15 protein-coding genes and 1 pseudogene are annotated in these 16,289 nt (G+C 69.1%); 13 read left to right on the top strand and 3 right to left on the bottom strand.

Annotated elements, in window-relative coordinates:
- Positions 1-38 precede the first annotated feature (38 nt).
- Entirely contained in the window at positions 39-1,547 is a 1,509-nt protein-coding gene (locus tag ACFZDI_RS10885) for an MFS transporter (protein WP_234847151.1), read from the top strand.
- A gap of 239 nt (positions 1,548-1,786) precedes the next feature.
- The gene (locus tag ACFZDI_RS10880) at positions 1,787-2,578 is read left to right on the top strand and encodes a maleylpyruvate isomerase family mycothiol-dependent enzyme (RefSeq protein WP_391249353.1); all 792 of its coding nucleotides are present in this window, start codon (positions 1,787-1,789) and stop codon (positions 2,576-2,578) included.
- Here ACFZDI_RS10880 and ACFZDI_RS10875 read toward each other — a convergent pair whose 3' ends face one another.
- Entirely contained in the window at positions 2,579-2,992 is a 414-nt protein-coding gene (locus tag ACFZDI_RS10875; RefSeq protein ID WP_234847153.1) for a helix-turn-helix domain-containing protein, read from the bottom strand.
- Between the two features lie 101 nt (positions 2,993-3,093).
- Here ACFZDI_RS10875 and ACFZDI_RS10870 point away from each other — a divergent pair, with 101 nt between their 5' ends.
- The gene (locus ACFZDI_RS10870; RefSeq protein WP_391249351.1) at positions 3,094-3,978 is read left to right on the top strand and encodes an alpha/beta fold hydrolase; all 885 of its coding nucleotides are present in this window, start codon (positions 3,094-3,096) and stop codon (positions 3,976-3,978) included.
- A gap of 103 nt (positions 3,979-4,081) precedes the next feature.
- Here the strand turns inward: ACFZDI_RS10870 and ACFZDI_RS10865 are convergent, their stop codons facing one another.
- Positions 4,082-4,351 (bottom strand): hypothetical protein, encoded by a 270-nt coding sequence (locus tag ACFZDI_RS10865; protein WP_391249349.1) that lies wholly within the window; start codon positions 4,349-4,351, stop codon positions 4,082-4,084.
- 278 nt (positions 4,352-4,629) lie between these two features.
- Here ACFZDI_RS10865 and ACFZDI_RS10860 point away from each other — a divergent pair, with 278 nt between their 5' ends.
- Complete coding sequence (locus tag ACFZDI_RS10860; protein WP_391249347.1) at positions 4,630-5,361, top strand: alpha/beta fold hydrolase; 732 nt, start codon at positions 4,630-4,632, stop codon at positions 5,359-5,361.
- A 554-nt stretch (positions 5,362-5,915) separates the two neighbouring features.
- On the top strand, positions 5,916-6,677 hold the full coding sequence (locus ACFZDI_RS10855; RefSeq protein ID WP_391249345.1) for a glutaminyl-peptide cyclotransferase: 762 nt from the start codon (positions 5,916-5,918) through the stop codon (positions 6,675-6,677).
- A 155-nt stretch (positions 6,678-6,832) separates the two neighbouring features.
- Here the strand turns inward: ACFZDI_RS10855 and ACFZDI_RS10850 are convergent, their stop codons facing one another.
- Complete coding sequence (locus ACFZDI_RS10850) at positions 6,833-7,282, bottom strand: biotin carboxylase N-terminal domain-containing protein (protein WP_391249343.1); 450 nt, start codon at positions 7,280-7,282, stop codon at positions 6,833-6,835.
- A 418-nt stretch (positions 7,283-7,700) separates the two neighbouring features.
- Here ACFZDI_RS10850 and ACFZDI_RS10845 point away from each other — a divergent pair, with 418 nt between their 5' ends.
- The 8 genes and pseudogenes from ACFZDI_RS10845 to ACFZDI_RS10810 all read left to right on the top strand — a co-directional run bounded on the left by ACFZDI_RS10845 (position 7,701) and on the right by ACFZDI_RS10810 (position 16,275).
- Complete coding sequence (locus ACFZDI_RS10845) at positions 7,701-8,474, top strand: calcium-binding protein (protein ID WP_391249341.1); 774 nt, start codon at positions 7,701-7,703, stop codon at positions 8,472-8,474.
- A gap of 64 nt (positions 8,475-8,538) precedes the next feature.
- Positions 8,539-9,315 carry a calcium-binding protein gene (locus ACFZDI_RS10840; RefSeq protein ID WP_391249339.1) on the top strand — a complete coding sequence of 259 codons (777 nt, stop codon included), beginning with the start codon at positions 8,539-8,541 and terminating at the stop codon, positions 9,313-9,315.
- Between the two features lie 362 nt (positions 9,316-9,677).
- Positions 9,678-10,256 carry a TIR domain-containing protein gene (locus ACFZDI_RS10835; protein ID WP_391249337.1) on the top strand — a complete coding sequence of 193 codons (579 nt, stop codon included), beginning with the start codon at positions 9,678-9,680 and terminating at the stop codon, positions 10,254-10,256.
- A 1-nt stretch (position 10,257) separates the two neighbouring features.
- Positions 10,258-11,325: a hypothetical protein gene (locus ACFZDI_RS10830; protein ID WP_391249335.1), complete on the top strand. Its 1,068-nt coding sequence runs from the start codon at positions 10,258-10,260 to the stop codon at positions 11,323-11,325.
- A gap of 81 nt (positions 11,326-11,406) precedes the next feature.
- A complete protein-coding gene (locus tag ACFZDI_RS10825; protein ID WP_391249556.1) occupies positions 11,407-12,810 on the top strand; it encodes a TIR domain-containing protein in 1,404 nt (467 codons plus the stop codon).
- Entirely contained in the window at positions 12,792-14,612 is a 1,821-nt protein-coding gene (locus ACFZDI_RS10820) for an SPFH domain-containing protein (RefSeq protein WP_391249333.1), read from the top strand. The genes ACFZDI_RS10825 and ACFZDI_RS10820 overlap by 19 nt, the downstream gene beginning before the upstream one ends.
- A 369-nt stretch (positions 14,613-14,981) precedes the next feature.
- Positions 14,982-15,260: pseudogene (locus ACFZDI_RS10815) on the top strand (glycosyltransferase family 9 protein); the annotation flags it as partial.
- Between the two features lie 82 nt (positions 15,261-15,342).
- Positions 15,343-16,275: an alpha/beta hydrolase fold domain-containing protein gene (locus ACFZDI_RS10810; RefSeq protein WP_391249331.1), complete on the top strand. Its 933-nt coding sequence runs from the start codon at positions 15,343-15,345 to the stop codon at positions 16,273-16,275.
- Positions 16,276-16,289 lie beyond the last annotated feature (14 nt).

Below are 16,289 nucleotides of genomic sequence, written 5' to 3'. Positions count from 1 at the left end.
AAGCATCGAGGTTCTCAAACAGTTAGGTCAGAGCTTCCGTGTCCCACGAAACGCACGCAGCGTCGACGAGGCCCTCCGGGCACACCGGGATCGTCCTGGTCCTCGGGCTCGCCGCGATGGTCGTCTCGATGATGCAGACCCTGGTGGTCCCGATCCTGGGCATCATCCAGAGCGACCTGAAGGCCACCACGGCGAACGTGAGCTGGGTGACCACGGCCACCCTGCTGTCGGCCGCCGTGTTCACCCCGCTGCTCGGCCGCTTCGGCGACCAGCACGGCAAGAAGCCCACGCTCGTCGGCGTGCTGATCGTGATGATCGCCGGGTCAGTACTCGCCGCCACCACGACCTCGCTGACGTGGCTGATCGTCGGGCGGGTGATGCAGGGTGCGGCGACCGCGATCTTCCCGCTCGCCCTCTCCGTGCTGCGAGAGGAGATCAGGCCGGAGAAGCTGCACGGAGCGATGGCGCTGGTCAGCGGCACCCTCGCGTTCGGCAGTGGACTCGCCCTGGTCGGTGCGGGCCTCCTCACCCGGGGCTCCGACCCCGACTACCACCGGGTCTTCTGGCTGGCCGCCGTACTCGCCGTGGTGGCCCTGGCGGGTGTGCTGATCACGGTGCCCGCTTCCCGGACGAAAGCCGGCGGACGCACGGACTGGCTGGGCGCGCTGACGCTGGGGATGCTGCTGGTGCTTGTGCTGCTGCCGATCTCGCAGGGGCATGAGTGGGGCTGGACGTCCGGCCGTACGCTCGGCGCCTTCGCCGGTGCTGTCGTCATGACGGGGGTGTGGGTCCTCACCGAAAGCCGGGTCAAGGACCCGATGGTGGACATGAAGATGTTCGTCCACCGGCCCGTTCTGTTCACCAACCTGGCGGGCCTGCTGCTGGGCTTCGCGATGTTCACGCACTTCATCGGCGTCTCGTACCTCGTGCAGATGCCCGAAGACCTCGTCGGCTACGGCTTCGGCGCGTCCGTCCTCGCCGCCTCCGTCGTCTACCTGCTGCCGACGACGCTCGTTTCCCTCATCGGCGCCCAGTTCGGCGGCGTGCTCGTGGGCAGGCTCGGCGCACGCTTCACGCTGGCCGCCGGGGCCTGCTTCGGAGTGCTCGGCTTCACCTGGCTGACCACCGCGCACGACACCACTGCCTCGGTCATCGGCGCGGGCATGCTCATCGGTCTGGCGATCAGCTTCGGCTACGCCTCCATGCCCGCGCTCATCGTCGCCGGCGTCCCGGCCCACCAGACCGGCATCGCCAACGGCATCAACTCGATCTCCCGCTCCGTCGGCAGCGCTGTCGCGAGCGCGGTGATCACATCGCTCCTGGCGTCGAAGTCCGTCCCCCTGCCGGCCGGCATGCCTGCCCTTCCCCAGGAAAGCCAGTTCACGCTGAGCTTCGCCCTCGCCGGAGCCGCGTTCATCCTGGTCGCCGCTGTCGCCCTCATCGGACTCAGGACGGCGTCCACGCCTCGCACTCCCGTGATGCGCAAGCTCGCAACGTCCGAGACGGCGGAGCTCGCGGGGGCCGAGTCCGGGGCCAAGTCAGCGTGAACGGCAGGCTGCTCGCGCCCTGACCGGGCGACGTGGTTGATACGTGCCGGATCCGAACCCCCTCCCTGCGGACCGGCTACGAGGTGGTCCGAAGCCTGCTCCCGCAGGACGGGCTACGAGGCCCTGGGGAAGACCAGCTCCCCCCCGGTCGCGCAGCGCTGGCACAACGCAAGTCCCCCCGCATGACGGCGTCCGACCCGCCGTCACCTCCGCCCCTCACCCCTGGAAAGGCACCCACGATGAACCCCCTGAACCGCCCGGCACACGGAGCCGCAACGGTCGACCACCGCGCCGCGATCGCGGTGGAGACCACCCGATTCGTCGCGGCGCTCGAGGACGCCGACCTGACGACCCCGGTTCCGAGCTGCCCCGACTGGACACTGGCCGACCTGGTCAAGCACACCGGCAGCGTCCAGCGCTGGTTCTCGAGCCTCCTGCACGCACGCGTTCAGGAACCCCCGCGCAAGCGGGAGGTGGACCTGCGGCTCCCGGACCGGCAGGAGGAGTACGCCGAATGGCTGGCCGACAGCGCGACCGTGGCCGCCCAGGCCTTCGCCGCCACCGACCCGGAACTCCCCATGTGGGCATGGGGCGTCGATCAGCACGCCCGTTTCTGGGTGCGCCGGATGCTCTTCGAAACCCTGTTGCACCGGGTCGACGCCGACCTGGCACTCGGTCGCCGGCCCACGATCGACCGCCCGCTGGCGGTCGACGGTATCGACGAGTTCCTCGTCAACCTCCCCTTCGCCACCTTCTTCGCACCCGACGTCGCCAACCTGCGCGCTCCCGACAAGGTCATCCGCTTCCAGGCGACCGACGGTGACGGCGACTGGTCCGTCCGCCTGAGGCCCGACGGCTTCGGACTCGAGGCGAGCCCCGCTTCGACCGACACCGCCGACGCAAGCGTCCGGGGAACCGCAGCGGACCTGCTGCTGCTCCTCTACGGCCGCCTGCACCACGACGCGACGGCCTTCACACACGACGGAGACAAGGACCTCCTGACGCACTGGTTCACCAACTCCGCCTTCTAGCTAGTCGGGGGATGACTCGTCGGCGAGTTGGTTGCTGCGGTCGATCTCCGGCATGTGCGTCTCGGCCCATACCCGCAGGGCGGAGAGCGGTATTTCGAGGGACAGGCCGAGCTCGGTGAGCCGGTAGTGGACGGCGGGCGGCACGGTGGGTTCGACGCGGCGCGCGGCCAGGCCATCGCGGACCAGGCTCTGCAGAGTGACGGACAGCATCTTCTGTGAGATGCCCGGGATACGGCGCCGCAGTTCCGCGAAACGGAGCTCGCCCGGAGCCTCCTCGGCCAGCACCTTGACCGCCATCGACGTCCACTTGGTGCCGATACGGTCGAGCAACTGGCGGGTCGGGCAGCGCGGATCCAGCAAGTCACCGCGCTCACCGGGCCGCCGGCTGGGTTCACCGGGCCTCGACGTGGTCACCCGGGGCTCACCACCTGAAGGGAAAGTGCCGTCTTGGACGGACCAGGTTAGTTCCCTAGCGTGACCTGGTCACTATCCCTCACCATTCCTGGAGTCCCTCCATGCCCGAGCTGCGACGCGTCCTCGCCAACGGTGTCGACCTGAACGTCGCCCTCTGCGGATCGGGGCCGGCCGTCCTGCTGCTGCACGGCTTCCCGCACACGTGGGAGCTGTGGACGGACGTCATGGCCGACCTCTCCGGCCGCTACCGCGTCATCGCGCCGGACCTGCGCGGGTTCGGCGCGAGCAGCCGGCCTGCCTCCGGATACGACGCGGGCACCCTGGCCGAGGACGCCGCGGCGCTTCTCACCACGCTCGGCGTGTCCTCAGCCGCGGTGGTGGGCATCGACGCCGGCACCGCGCCGGCCTTCCTCCTCACCCTGCGCCGCCCCGGCCTCGTCCGGCGCCTGGTCGTCATGGAGTCACTTCTGGGCAGGCTACCCGGCGCCGAGGACTTCCTCGCCGACGGTCCGCCGTGGTGGTTCGGCTTCCATTCCGCCGCACCTGGCCTTGCCGAGACCGTGCTGGATGGCCACGAGGCCGCCTACGTCGACTGGTTTCTGAGCACCGGCACTCTCGGCGACGGGGTGCGCCCCGCCCTCCGGGACGCCTTCGTCCGCGCCTACACCGGCCGCCAGGCGTTGAGCAGCGCGTTCTCCTACTATCGGGCCCTGCCCGAGAGCGCGGTACAGATCGAGCAGGCGGTCGCCACCGCCCGACTGACCGTGCCCACGATGGCGCTGGGCGCCCGGCCTGTCGGTGCAGCGCTGGAACGCCAACTCCGCCCGGTCACCGACGATCTCACCGCACATGTCATCGAGGACTGCGGCCACATCATCCCGCTGCACCGGCCGCGCGCCCTGCTCACACTTTTGCATCCGTTCCTGGCCGGCGAGGACGCGCGCAGCGTGACCGGGGCGGGGACTGACATTCGATACACGCCCTAACGAGCTCGTGCACGGTAAGCGGTGAGGCGTCAGCTTCTGATCGTCGATCATGGTCGCGTGGTTGGGCACGCCTCTCGTGCAGCGATCATCAACGACCGGAGGATTACGCGCCCGCCGCCGTGGCGGCCGGTGCGTTGTGTTCCCGCAGCATCGGCATGACGGTGGCGGGCGAGGGGTGCCAGCCCTTCCTCGCGCCCGTGGCGGTGACGAGCCGCTTGTCGATGTCGCGCCGGGTTGGTCTCCTGTCACGTAGGTGCGGAGCCATGGACAGCATGGACTGATCGGTGACATCCGCACTGCCGATGATCTTGCCGCGCTTGCGGGCGGACTCGTGGCCTTCCAGAGTGCGGTCGCGGAAGTACTCGCGCTCCATGCCGGACTCGCGGCGAGCACCGTGAACGCGTCCCGGAGGGATCGTGCGAGCCCCAAGCCCCTCGCCGAGCATGACGAGTTCAATGCCCCGGCCGAGTCGTTTGCGTTCGTCGAGGACGAAGGTGAGGGGAGCGCCGGAGGAACGGATCCCCCCCGGCGAGCTCCACAGCGGCCGCCGGCTGGGGCGCTTGGTGGCGCGAGTGGAGATCTTCTCCCGGAAGACCAGGCAAGCCGGGCGGAATACGGACGTTCGAACTGGGTGAGGCGGGCGCACCCACTGTGGTCCTGCCCGGCCTGCCGGTCAACGCCGACACCTGGGCGCCGGTCGTCGCGGCGGTCGGGCACGCCCGCGCCGTCGACCTGCCCGGCCTGGGGATGAGCACAGGGCGCCGCGACGACTGGAGGGCCTGGCTGACCTCACTGGTGACCGAGGCCGGTGCCCGTCACCTGGTGGGCCACTCCATCGGCGCCGCGGCCGCCGTCGAGGCCGCGACCGCCCACCCCTGTGCGGTGGACCAACTCACGCTCGTATCACCGTTCTTCTTGCAGATGCACCCGCCTCGCACCGCCAGGTGGACGCCCATGACCCGCTGGCACCTGAGCCGGACAACTCCCACAGCGCTGGCCGAACGGCTGACCGGGACCACGGACCACGCGACCGCACTGCAATCGGCTGTCGCAGATCTTCGCCGCGGCACTGTCGCGGCCACCACCGCCCGGCTCCTGGCCGCCACCGCGAACTCACAGTGGCGCGCAGACCTCCGGGCCAAGTTGCAGCGCTACCCAGGGCGCGTCCACATCGTCACGGGCTCCCACGATCCGCTCACCGTTGAGGGACAGTCCCTGCTGGACACCCTCCCGCACGCCACCGTGACAGTGATTGCCGGCGCGGGGCACCAGCCCCAGCTGACACACCCGGAAGACGTCGCTCAGGCCATCGGTGAGCAGACCACCTTCCCTGGCCCCCAGGGAGGACCTGGCGTCAGGACGGTACGCGAACGCCCGCGGTGACGAGGGGCTGCATGTCGGGGACTGTCCGAGACCTACTTTGGGGCTGGTGTCCGAGCTGGGACACGAGGCCAACCCTTGAGCTTCAAGCAGCTCAGCGCCGGTTTCGTCGACGCCAGCAGGTGCAACAGGTGGTATCACCAGTTCTGGTGAAGCCCCGCGGCGATGGAGCCCGCCGGGGCCGATGTCCGGTCAGCCGCAGCAGGAGGCCTCGCTCGAAGGTGTTGCCTGTGGTTCCACCGAGCCATCGCCCAGCTCGAGCTGGAACAGGCTGCGGCTGGGCCCCGTGCGGGTGTCCGGCAAGGCGATGGGGCTCGTTCTGAAGCGCACTCGTGACGTACGGGTTCTTTGCGCCGGGCGGTCGACGCCGGGTAGGTGCCGACCGCACGGATGACAGGCCTCCTCCGCGATCCAAAGTAGATTTGGCCCACGATGGCCGGATGGCCCGTTTCACGCCCTGGAAGTAGTCCTGCTCTCTGCCCTGGAGGCCCACTGTGCCCCTCGTTGGATCGCGACGGTCAGTCCTGCATGGTCTGACGGTCAGTGCGTGCCTCATCGTGTTCTCTGCGCTGACGAGTGTGCCCCCGGCTGACCGTATGGCAGGGCCCGCCGATCCAATGGATCTGGAAGCGAAGGTGATTCAGGTACTGCCGCATGACTCCAGCGCCTTCACCGAGGGCCTTGAGGTTCTGGCCGGCTCGCTGTACGAGAGCTCCGGAATGTACGGACAGTCCTGGGTACAGAAGGCAGATCTGTCCTCGGGCCGGGTGAGCCGACGGGTGGTGCTGCCCGCCTCATGGTTCGGCGAAGGGCTGACCCTAGCCGACGGCGGGCTGTGGCACCTGACGTGGCGTGAGCACACGGCCGTGTTCCGGGACGGCCGGACCCTGGCCGAGCTGCGCCGGGTGACTTACGACGGTGAGGGCTGGGGCCTGTGCCACGATCGACCACGGGGTCGGCTCATCATGAGTGACGGCAGCGCCACCCTGTCGCTGCGCAACCCGCAGTCCTTTGAGCTGCTGGGCCGGATCACGGTCCGCGACGGTGACGGGCCCGTAGGCGGGCTGAACGAGCTTGAGTGCACCGGCAGGGACGTGTGGGCCAATGTCTGGCCCACCGATGACATCGTCCGCATCGATCCAGGCACAGGGCGCGTGAAGGCGACCCTGCACATCGGTGCCCTCCCAGATCTTCCACCCGCAGCTCGGCGTCCCGGCAACGTGAACGGCATCGCCGTGGACCCTTCCACGCACGACTTGCTCATCACCGGGAAGTACTGGCCGCACGTCTACCGCGTCCGCCCACAGCCCGCCGAATGACAAGCCGACGCAGACCAGCCGTAACGCATCAAGCTGGTGGCTCCAGGTCGTTCTCAGAACTCTCGCAACAGATCATTCTTTTGAGAAGCCGTTGGGTGTGCGCTCAGGAACCCTTCGCGCTTTGGGCGACAGGCGCGCGGGCCAGGATGTGTCACTCACGAGCGGGTGCCGAGGACGTCGGCCAGGTCAACACCGTCGGAGTCGTCGCAGCCGCCAGCGAGGAACGCCTCCACGGCCGGCGCCGCGGCAAGGCGAGCCTGCGCGGTCTTGTCGCCGAGCGTCCGAAGCACCTTGAGGGGAGGCCCGACCCAGGTGAGTCCGGCGCCGGTGCAGCTCTGCGCGAAGTCGGCGTTCTCGGCCAGCAGCCCGTGGCCGGGGTGGACAGCGGCGCAGCCAGCGCTTACCACCGCTCCGACCGTGGCTGCCGCGTCCGGGAAGGCCCCCGACCCCTCGCCGTCGAGCACCACGACCTCGTCGGCCATGCGGGCGTGCAGCGCGTCCGCCTCGTCGCGGGAGTGCAGCGCCACAATCGGCAGGTCCAGCTCGCGGGCTGCGCGGATCACCCGTACCGCGATCAATTGAATGCGGTACGAATGAATCGTCAATCCCATTCCCGGCCAGGGCGACGATCCACGCGCGCAGACCCTTGTATTCGGCAATGGCGCGAATTCGGCTTCATCACGGCTTCACATCCCGACATGCTCTGGGTGCCCAAGCGCCTGCGCCGATGACCGGTCGAGCAGGCGTCTGCCATGGCGGTATGGGAGGAGTCTGCGCGGACTCAGGCTATGGAACGCAGCAGGGACATTCGGGTGTCGCGCCGGGGTGGGCCGCACCGAACGTTCGGCGCTTGCGGCCACACCCTTTCCCCCGGTACTCCGCCAAAGCCGGTTATCGGGTCCCGGCCGCGGTCGGCAGACCGCAAAAGGTAGCGCTCCTTCGAGCGAACACGGCATTTTCGGCCGGAAAGCACTGCGCACAGTTGCGAGATCGACATTCACCGCCCTATTTCAGGAGCAGGTCATGAAGAGAACGCACCATCGCACCGGGGCACTTCTGGCCACGGTGTGCGGATTCACTCTGTGCCTCCCCGGCGTGGCCCACGCGGCCGACGCACCGACGCCAGGTCTTTTCGCCACGACGCTGGTGAACAAGACCGGCACCACGATCACGGTCACCGCCGGAGTCGGCCGGGGCAACACGATCAGCGTCTGGCAGTCGGGCAGCAACATCAGAATCAGAGACACCGGAGACACGGTCGCACCGTCCGGCGACTGCACCGCCATCAGCACGACCGAAGTCGCCTGCAGGGCCGCCGACACGACCGAACTGGTGGTCAACGCCGGCGACCAGGACGACACCGTCACCTCCTCGCTGGCGTCCCTCGGCGTCACCCTCATCGGCGGAGCCGGCAACGACAACCTCTACGGCGGATCCGCCAACGACACCCTCGAAGGCGACGAGGGATCCGACTTCCTTTCCGGCAGCGCAGGAAACGACACCCTGACCGGTGGAGCCGAGGCGGACAGGATCTTCGGCGGCTCCGGCAACGACTCCATCGAGGGACGCGGTGGCTCGGACATCGTGGACGGCGGTGCCGACAACGACGTGATCTACGGCGGCAGCGGCAACGAGCGCATCGTCGCCGGCGCCGGCAACGACTACGCCGAGGGCGGCAACGGCCGGGACACCATCGACACCGTGGACAACGTCAGCGGCAACGACTACGTCGAAGGCGGCGCTGACGTGGACGACTGCCGCGCCGACTTGGGCGACAACGTCAGCGGATGCCCCTGACCAGCGTGAGTGAGCAGCACGCCAGTACCCGTAGACGGCGAGACAACACGAAAGGCGGGCACCGATGAGAACACGTGGTATCTGCACCACGGTAGTGGCCCTCGGCGCACTCACCTGCGCTCCGCTGACCACCGCTTCCGCCGCGCCCGGTGCGGCCCCCGGCGGAAGCCTGGCGGACACCACGGTCGTGCAAGAGGTGGGCGACACCCTCAGCGTCACGGCCGCCCAGGGTGTGGCGAATGACATCACCATCCGGCGTCAGGGCAACGTTGTCGTGGTGACGGACACGGGGGACACCGTGTCCGCCGTTGCCCCGTGTCAGCCGACGGGGACGCACACAGCGGAGTGTCCGCTGCCCGTCACGTCGATACGGGTCAACGCCAACGACTCCGATGACAGCGTCAGCATCTCCCCGAACCTGGAAGCCGCCGGAACGGTGATCGGCGGTGCGGGTGACGACCGCCTCAACGGCGGTCCCCGGGCGGACCGGCTCGTCGGCGACGACCCGGATGCCACTGGCCTGCGGGCGACGCCGGGCAACGACACCATCAACGGCGGCCCCGGCAACGACACGATCTCCGGGCTGGCCGGCAACGACACCATCTACGGCAATGCCGGCAACGACACCCTCAACGGCGACGACGGCAACGACACACTCGAGGGTGCCCAGGGCAACGACACCCTCACCGGAGGCCGCGGCAACGACACGCACATCGGCGGCGAGGGCAGCGACACCCTCAACGCCGTGGACAACGTGATCGCCAACGACGGCCTCGACGGCGGCCTCGGTTTCGACACCTGCAACCGCGACACCGGCGACACGGCCGTCAACTGCCCCTGATCAACCACTCGTTTCCTCAGTACTGCGCTGCTCAATCGGGTGAAGACGTCGCCGGACAGCCGTAGCGGCTGTCCGGCGGCAGGATGACAGCCGGTGATGAACGAGTGCTGTGCAGGTCCGCCCGGCGCCAGGGCGCGGCCGACGAGGCGCCCGGGGTGAGGTTCGCGTGCGGGTGGCATGGGGCACGGTGTCCTCGTCGTCCCTCAACGAGGCCGACCCTCGACCGTCGGCGTCCGCAATTGCCACGTCACCCGGACCGCGGCACTCTGGAACAGGCGGCAGGCGAGACACTCGCCCGCACTTCGCAGGCATCTGGGGCGAACCGGCCCCAACAGTCGGACACCACCCCTACACTCCCGGTCATGACGGGGGTTGAGACGGCGAACCTGGTGATCGGGATCGCGGGTGTCCTCGCCGCGGCGGCGGGTGTCTGGTTCGCCCATCACGATTACCGCGCGCGGCGATCCGGCGCGCGGCGCACACCGGAGCCACCGGACCCGCCGGCGCCCATTGGGCCGCAGGGGCCGTACGACGCCCTCGTGGCGTACGCCGCAGGCGACGCTGATGCCGCGGAAGTCCTCGCCCGTCGGCTGCACGAGGCGGGTCTGAACGTGTTCCTGGCGCGCTGGGTCGAACCCGGACTGGTCCCGCTGCTGGAGACCGAACGTGCGCTGACCGAGTCCGGCTGGGGTGTGCTGGTATTCGGTTCCGGCACGAAGGTCGATCTGCGTGCCCGTGACGAGTACGCGGCGCTGCTGCACCGCAAGTACGAGGGCAGCCTGCGGTTCGTGCCCGCACGCGCCACCCAGGACCAGCTGCCCCCGCTCGCCGCCATCCACCAGCCGCTCGACCTCACCCGGCCGGGCACCGACCACTACGACCGGGAGGTTGCCCGGCTGGTACGGATCATCCGCGCGCCTCGGCGCGCCGCGGGAGCCTGACATGGGGGTCACCCGGCCGTGGCAACTGCCACGGTGGACCGAGGTACGCGAACTGCACCAGGGACGCTGCGGGCGGACCGTCCTTGCCTGGCCGACGCCGTCACGGGCAGGCAGTGGTGAGACGCTGGAGTCTGGGCAGGCCGATGAAGGGCGTAAGGGTCCGGCCGTCGTACGCTATGTGCCCGCGCGGCTGCTGGTGCACCACACGCGCGCGGACGCGTTCCAGGAGGACGTCGAACGACTCAGGGGGTTGCTGCTGCCCGAAGCGGCGGTGCCGCAACGGTTCGTGCGAGCACCCGCGTTCCGGTCGGCGTATGAACGTTCGGTTGCAGCTGTCGGCGGAGCCCTCATCGAAGACGCCGTCGAAGGGACCACCCTGGCCCGCTTGCTGGAGCACCACGGGGCTCTGTCCCGGCACGCCGCGAGCGTAGTCTTCCTCGACCTCCTGCGCGCACTGGCCGCCGTACACACACGCGGGACGGCCCACGGCGGCCTGCATGCCGGGAAGATCATGGTCGATACCGACGGCAAGGTGAGGGTGACCGGCCTGGGCCTCGCGGCGCTCACCACCGGAGATCCGCAACTGCGCGCCCCCGAACTCTGGCAGGGCACCGGCGCCGCGTCCGCCGCAGCGGACGTGTATGCCGCCACATGTCTGCTGTACCAGTGCCTGACCGGTCAACCGCCCTTCGCCGTACCGCAGTTGTTCAGTCTCATGTCCCGGCACACCACCGCACCGCCACCCGTCGGGGGCATCCCCTCCTCGCTGCGCCGGCCGCTCGACGCCGGCCTGACGAAGGACCCCGGGCTGCGCCCGCGCGCCGACACCCTGCTGCGACAGACGTGGCACGGCGCGGCGGACGAGGGTCGGCAGGAACTGGCCGCCCTGGCGGAGCCCCTGATCGAGCCGCTCCCGCACACTCCGCCCGCCCCATCGCCGCCGCGGTGGTCGATCCGACCCGCAGGGCGAGGACCGATCCGTCCGTCACCCTCTCGCCGTACCACCTCCTACGCAGAAGAACCCAGTCAGTACGACAAATTCAACGCCCGCTGCACACGCGGGAGTTAACCCCTAGCCTGGTGGCCCGCAGGCCGACGGATCGGTCCCGAGAAGCGGACTACTCCCAGGAGGTCCAGCCCCTTGAACGACGTGTTCCTCTCCTACGCGGCCGACGACGCCGCCTGGGCCGAACGGCTGGCCGGAGAACTCGTCGCGCACGGGCTGCGGCCCTTCTTCGCCGAGTGGAGCATCGAACCGAGCGACGTCATCGTCCACCGCTTCGACGAGGCCTTGCGCGCCTCCGTCAACGGGATCGCCGTGATAAGCCCGGCCTCCGTACGATCCGCCCGCGCCATGGACGAATACGCGGCGCTGGCCACCGCCTCGGCCGAGCGCGGCCTGCGGTTCATCCCCGTACTGCTCGGACATGTCGCCGTACCGCCTTTCGCCGCCAACCGTGTCTGGCGGGACTTCAGCGAAGTCACCGAGGAGCAGTTCGAGGAGAAGGCCGCCGAACTTGCCGCGGTCGTCGCAGGACGGACCGCCCGCGCCGGCGCGGCGGCCGCCCAGGACAATCTCGGCGCTGCCCACCGCTCTGCCACGCGCCCGCTCACCCCGCCCGAGCGTCCCGCCCTCGTCGTCTGTTACGCCCCGGCCGACGCCGACTACGGCCGGGCGCTCGCCGGCCAGTTACGGCAGGCTGAGCTGCCGGTCTGGTCGATCGACGACCTGCAGCCCGGCGACGCCCACTTCTGGACGATTCGGCAGCAGTTGCGCAACGCACTCGCGGTCGTGGTCGTGATGACACCTCAGTCGCAGGACTCCGACGACATCACTCGCATGATCCTCGAAGGCCAAGTGCACGGGCGGCCGTTCGTCCCCGTCCTGCTGGACGGGGAGGTCAACTATCACCTCGCCGCCGTCTGGCACATCGACGCCCGTGACCGCGCCCTCCTCGACGACAACGAACTCGGCCTGCTGCAACGCCTCCACGACGACGTCACCAGGGCCCGCCCGCCCCGGCTGCCCGAACCACACCGTGGCACCGCACCTCGCACGGTACGACTGACACCCTCCGCAGGCCTGGAGCGGCTGCGCGCACACCTCGCGGAGGCCGAGCTGGAGCATGCCGACCTGCTGACCACCCGCCTCGTCATGGAGTCGGTCGGACGGACGGCGGAGGGCTGGCTCAGCGCCCGGCAGGCCGCGGGCATCCCGTGTGAACTGCTCGCGGGCATCGACGCCCTCTGGCACCGCCACTCGGACGGCCGACATGGCTTCCGGCACCAGCTCGCACTCGCCCCGGCCGGCGGCCGCCGCGGACCGGGCTTCCCCGACCTGGGCGCCGCACTGGGCTGGCGCGACTCGGCCGAATCCGCCGTCCCCCGGCTCTACCGTGACTTCGCCCGCCGTGCGGGACCTGGCAGCCGGCCGGGGTTTTACCCGACCATGCGCGACCCGGGCCACGAGAACGACCCGGACTGGTACGACCGTTGGAGCTCGACCGTGCTCGCGCTGCACGCGCGGCTGCGTGAATGGGGAACCAGACCATGATGTATGTGCTGCTCGTCCTGTCCGTCGTCGCCTTGGCGGTGGCCTGGAACGCCCGGGTCGTGGTCCCCGCCGACCATCTCGGCGTCATCACCCGGAGATATGTCCCCCAGCACCCTGACCGGGCGTACAAGCATGTCAACCCGTACAACGCACGCGGAGTGCTCGCCCGCACCCTGCTCCCCGGCGTCCACTGGCTGTGGCCGCTGATCAACTCGGTGGAGTGCGTGCCCAGGGTGCATGTGCCGCCGGACATGATCGGCGTGGTGACGGCCCTGGAGGGACACAACCGGCCCGGACGGAGCAGGCTGGCGCGGCACGTCGATTGCGACGACTTCCAGGACGGGGAGAAGTTCCTGCTCGGCGACGGCGAACGCAAGGGCCAGCAGGGCGTCCAAGTCAGGACGCTGAGCGGGGGTCAATCCTACTACATCAACCCCAGGCTCTTCCGGGTCGAGATGCGGCCGCGCACCTTCGTGCCCGCGGGCACGATCGGCTTAGTCCAGGCGAAGGAAGGCGGTGTACGGCCGCCGGACCAGCGCTTCGGCCGCCATGTGGAGTGCGACAGCTTCCAGGACGGTGAGGCCTTCCTCGCCGACGGCGGCCAGCAGGGACGGCAACTTGCCCTCCTGGGCGGCGGGATGTACTACGACATCAACCCCGAGCTCTTCGACGTCATCACGATCGACAATGTGACGGCTTCCCGCGAGGGACTGACCGAGGCGCATCTGCGGGAGATCTCCATCGCGGAGGACTACACCGGAGTGGTCATCACCCTCGACGGCGCCGATCCCGAAGACAAACCGGACGGCGCCGTGGCGCCCAGGGTGCCCGGCCACAGCAACTTCCGTCTGCCCTGGGTGTTCCTGGCTAACGGCGGTCGACGCGGCGTGCAGGAGGAGACGCTGGGCAAGGGTCCCACGTACGCGCTCAACCCGTGGTTCGTGCGCGTGATGCTGATTCCCACCCGGGTGCTGATTTTGAAATGGCACAACAAGGAACAGTCCGAGGCCGACAACTACGACGCCGACCTCGGGCAGATCACCGTCAAGGTCCAGGGCCGCTTCGAGCTCTCCGTCGACCTGTGGCAGAACCTCCAGATTCCGCCGCACGTGGCGCCCACGCTGGTCAGCCAGTTCGGGGGCACCAGCACCGCGGGACTGGGCGGACTCGTCGACGATCCGGCGCCCATGAGGCGGTTCGTGCGGGACGTCCTCGGGGTGGCCGTCACCGGATACTTCAACGAGATCGCCATGACCAACTCGGTCTTCGAGTTCTTGGAGAGCTACGAGGATGTCCGCAAGAACCTCACCGACCGGGTCAAGCACGCGCTCGGCAAGTGGGGTGTGGAGACACTGGAGACCAACCTGGGTGATTTCGAGCCCGCCGACCCGGCTATGCTCGAGGCCCTCAAGGCGGAGCTTTTCGAGGAACTGAAGGGCAAGAAGCTCGACCAGGCCGTCAAGAACGCCGAGCGCGAGGACGCGATCGACACATATCTCGCCCGTGCGGAGAGCCGCCGTGTCGGCATGGAGATCAAGGCCGAAGTCGAGGCTCTCGGCCGCGACAACGTGGCGATGATCCGCATCGTGCGGGAGTTCGCCGGCTTCGACGTCCCACAGTTCATCGGCGGCGGGGGTGACATCTCGGGCTACCTCTCCACCCTCCCGCTGCCCGCGGTCCAGGACCTCCTGACACGCCTACGCCAACTCCGCCTGGACCAACAGCTCACCGGGACACCGAACCGACAGGAACTGACCACGGAAGGTGCCGGGGAGAACAAGAACACCGAGAACACTTCCTGACATCCTCACACCCTTCAGGGGGAGGATGCCAACTGTCAGCGCGTGACTTCACAGTGCAGTGCACCTACGAGGAGAGCAAGGTGTAGGCCTTTTTCGCCGGGTCTTCCGGCTTGTCGAGGCCGGTGAACACCGACGCGGCCCGGGCGCAATGGATGGCGCAAGTGCTTGCGCAAGGGAGCCGAACCGGGGACCATCCCGTCGCGCGACGAGCGCCGACAGCTCGCCGAACGGCAGCCCGCCGCGCAGCAGATCCCGAGCGGGCAGGCCGACGCGTGCGGCGATGTCCCCGCGGTGTTGGCGTACGCCCCGAGGAAGCGGCACCATCGCTCACGCTCGTGCTCATCCGGCCGCCACTCGGGAGGGCGGCACGCCGCGCTCGTGGTCTGCGGAGACACCGGCCTGGCGCATCTCGCGGTGGCCCACGGCACCCCGTCCGTGACGCTCTACGGACCGGTCTCACCCCAGCACTGGGGTCCGTCGCGCGCACAGCGCCACATTGCTCTGCGCAAGCCCGGCCCGCCGGGCGATCCGCACGGCGACATCCCCGACCCGCTGCTGCTGCGGATCGGCACCGACGAGGTCGTCACCGCTTGCCTGAGCCTGCTGCGGCCCACTCCGACAAGCACATGGCCAAGCTCCCGATCATAGCGGGAGCACGGCAAGAGCATGACGCAGCTCACAAAGAAAGGGTGACAGGACGTTGTCGCGGGCAGCTGCAACTGTCGGCGGCATGACGAGCACAGATGAAGACTGCCTCCCCAAGACCCTGGCATTCAACGAGCAATTTGAGGCCGCCGCCGCGAGCCGTCCAGCTCGAGACCAAGCGCCGAGCGCAACCGTGCTGGCGCTCCTGAGGCGAAACCGGCTTGGCGGCGACACGCCACCAGTACGACTTCCGCACGGCCAAGACCGTGTCGTCGAGGGCGGAATGAGGGTACGGGTCTTCGTGCCGGACCACGTCGACGGCGTGTACCTGCACATCCACGGAGGCGGCTGGGCGTTCGGGTCCGCGGACGGACAGGACGAACGGCTCTGGCGGCTCGCCGAACAAGCACGGCTGGCCGTGGTAAGCGTGGACTACCGGCTCGCACCGGAACACCCGTTCCCCGCCGGGCCCGACGACTGCGAAGCGGCTGCACGATGGCTGGTGAAACACGCCGCAGCCGAGTTCGGTACCGAACGTCTGCTGATCGGCGGTGAATCGGCCGGTGCCCACCTCAGCGTCGTGACACTGCTGCGCCTTCGCGACCGGCACGGCATCACCGGCGCGTTCCGGGCGGCCCACCTGCTCTTCGGCCCCTACGACCTGTCGATGACACCAAGCCAGCGGACGTTTGGCCCGCGCCGGCTGCTGAGCAACACCGACACGATCCGCGGCAGCTACGAACTGTTCACGCCAGGGATGAGTCAAGAGCAGCGCCGTAACCCGGAGGTCTCGCCCCTGTTCGCGGACCTGACCGGGCTGCCACCCGCTCGGATCGTCGTCGGCACCGAGGACCCACTGCTGGACGACTCGCTGTTCCTGGCCGCACGATGGCAGGCGGCAGGTGAGCCCGTGCAACTCGGCGTCGTAGCCGGCGCGATGCACGGCTTCACCCTGTTTCCCCTGACCATCACCGAGCGGGAACTACGGCGAGAGCGGCACTTCCTGGCCTCCGCATGACGGTAGCGTCGGCA

The sequence above is a fragment of the Streptomyces sp. NPDC007907 genome (assembly GCF_042959365.1).
Lineage (GTDB): Bacteria > Actinomycetota > Actinomycetes > Streptomycetales > Streptomycetaceae > Streptomyces > Streptomyces indiaensis.
Note: the sequence above shows the minus strand (reverse complement) of the source record. Positions and strands in the feature narration are given on the sequence as shown.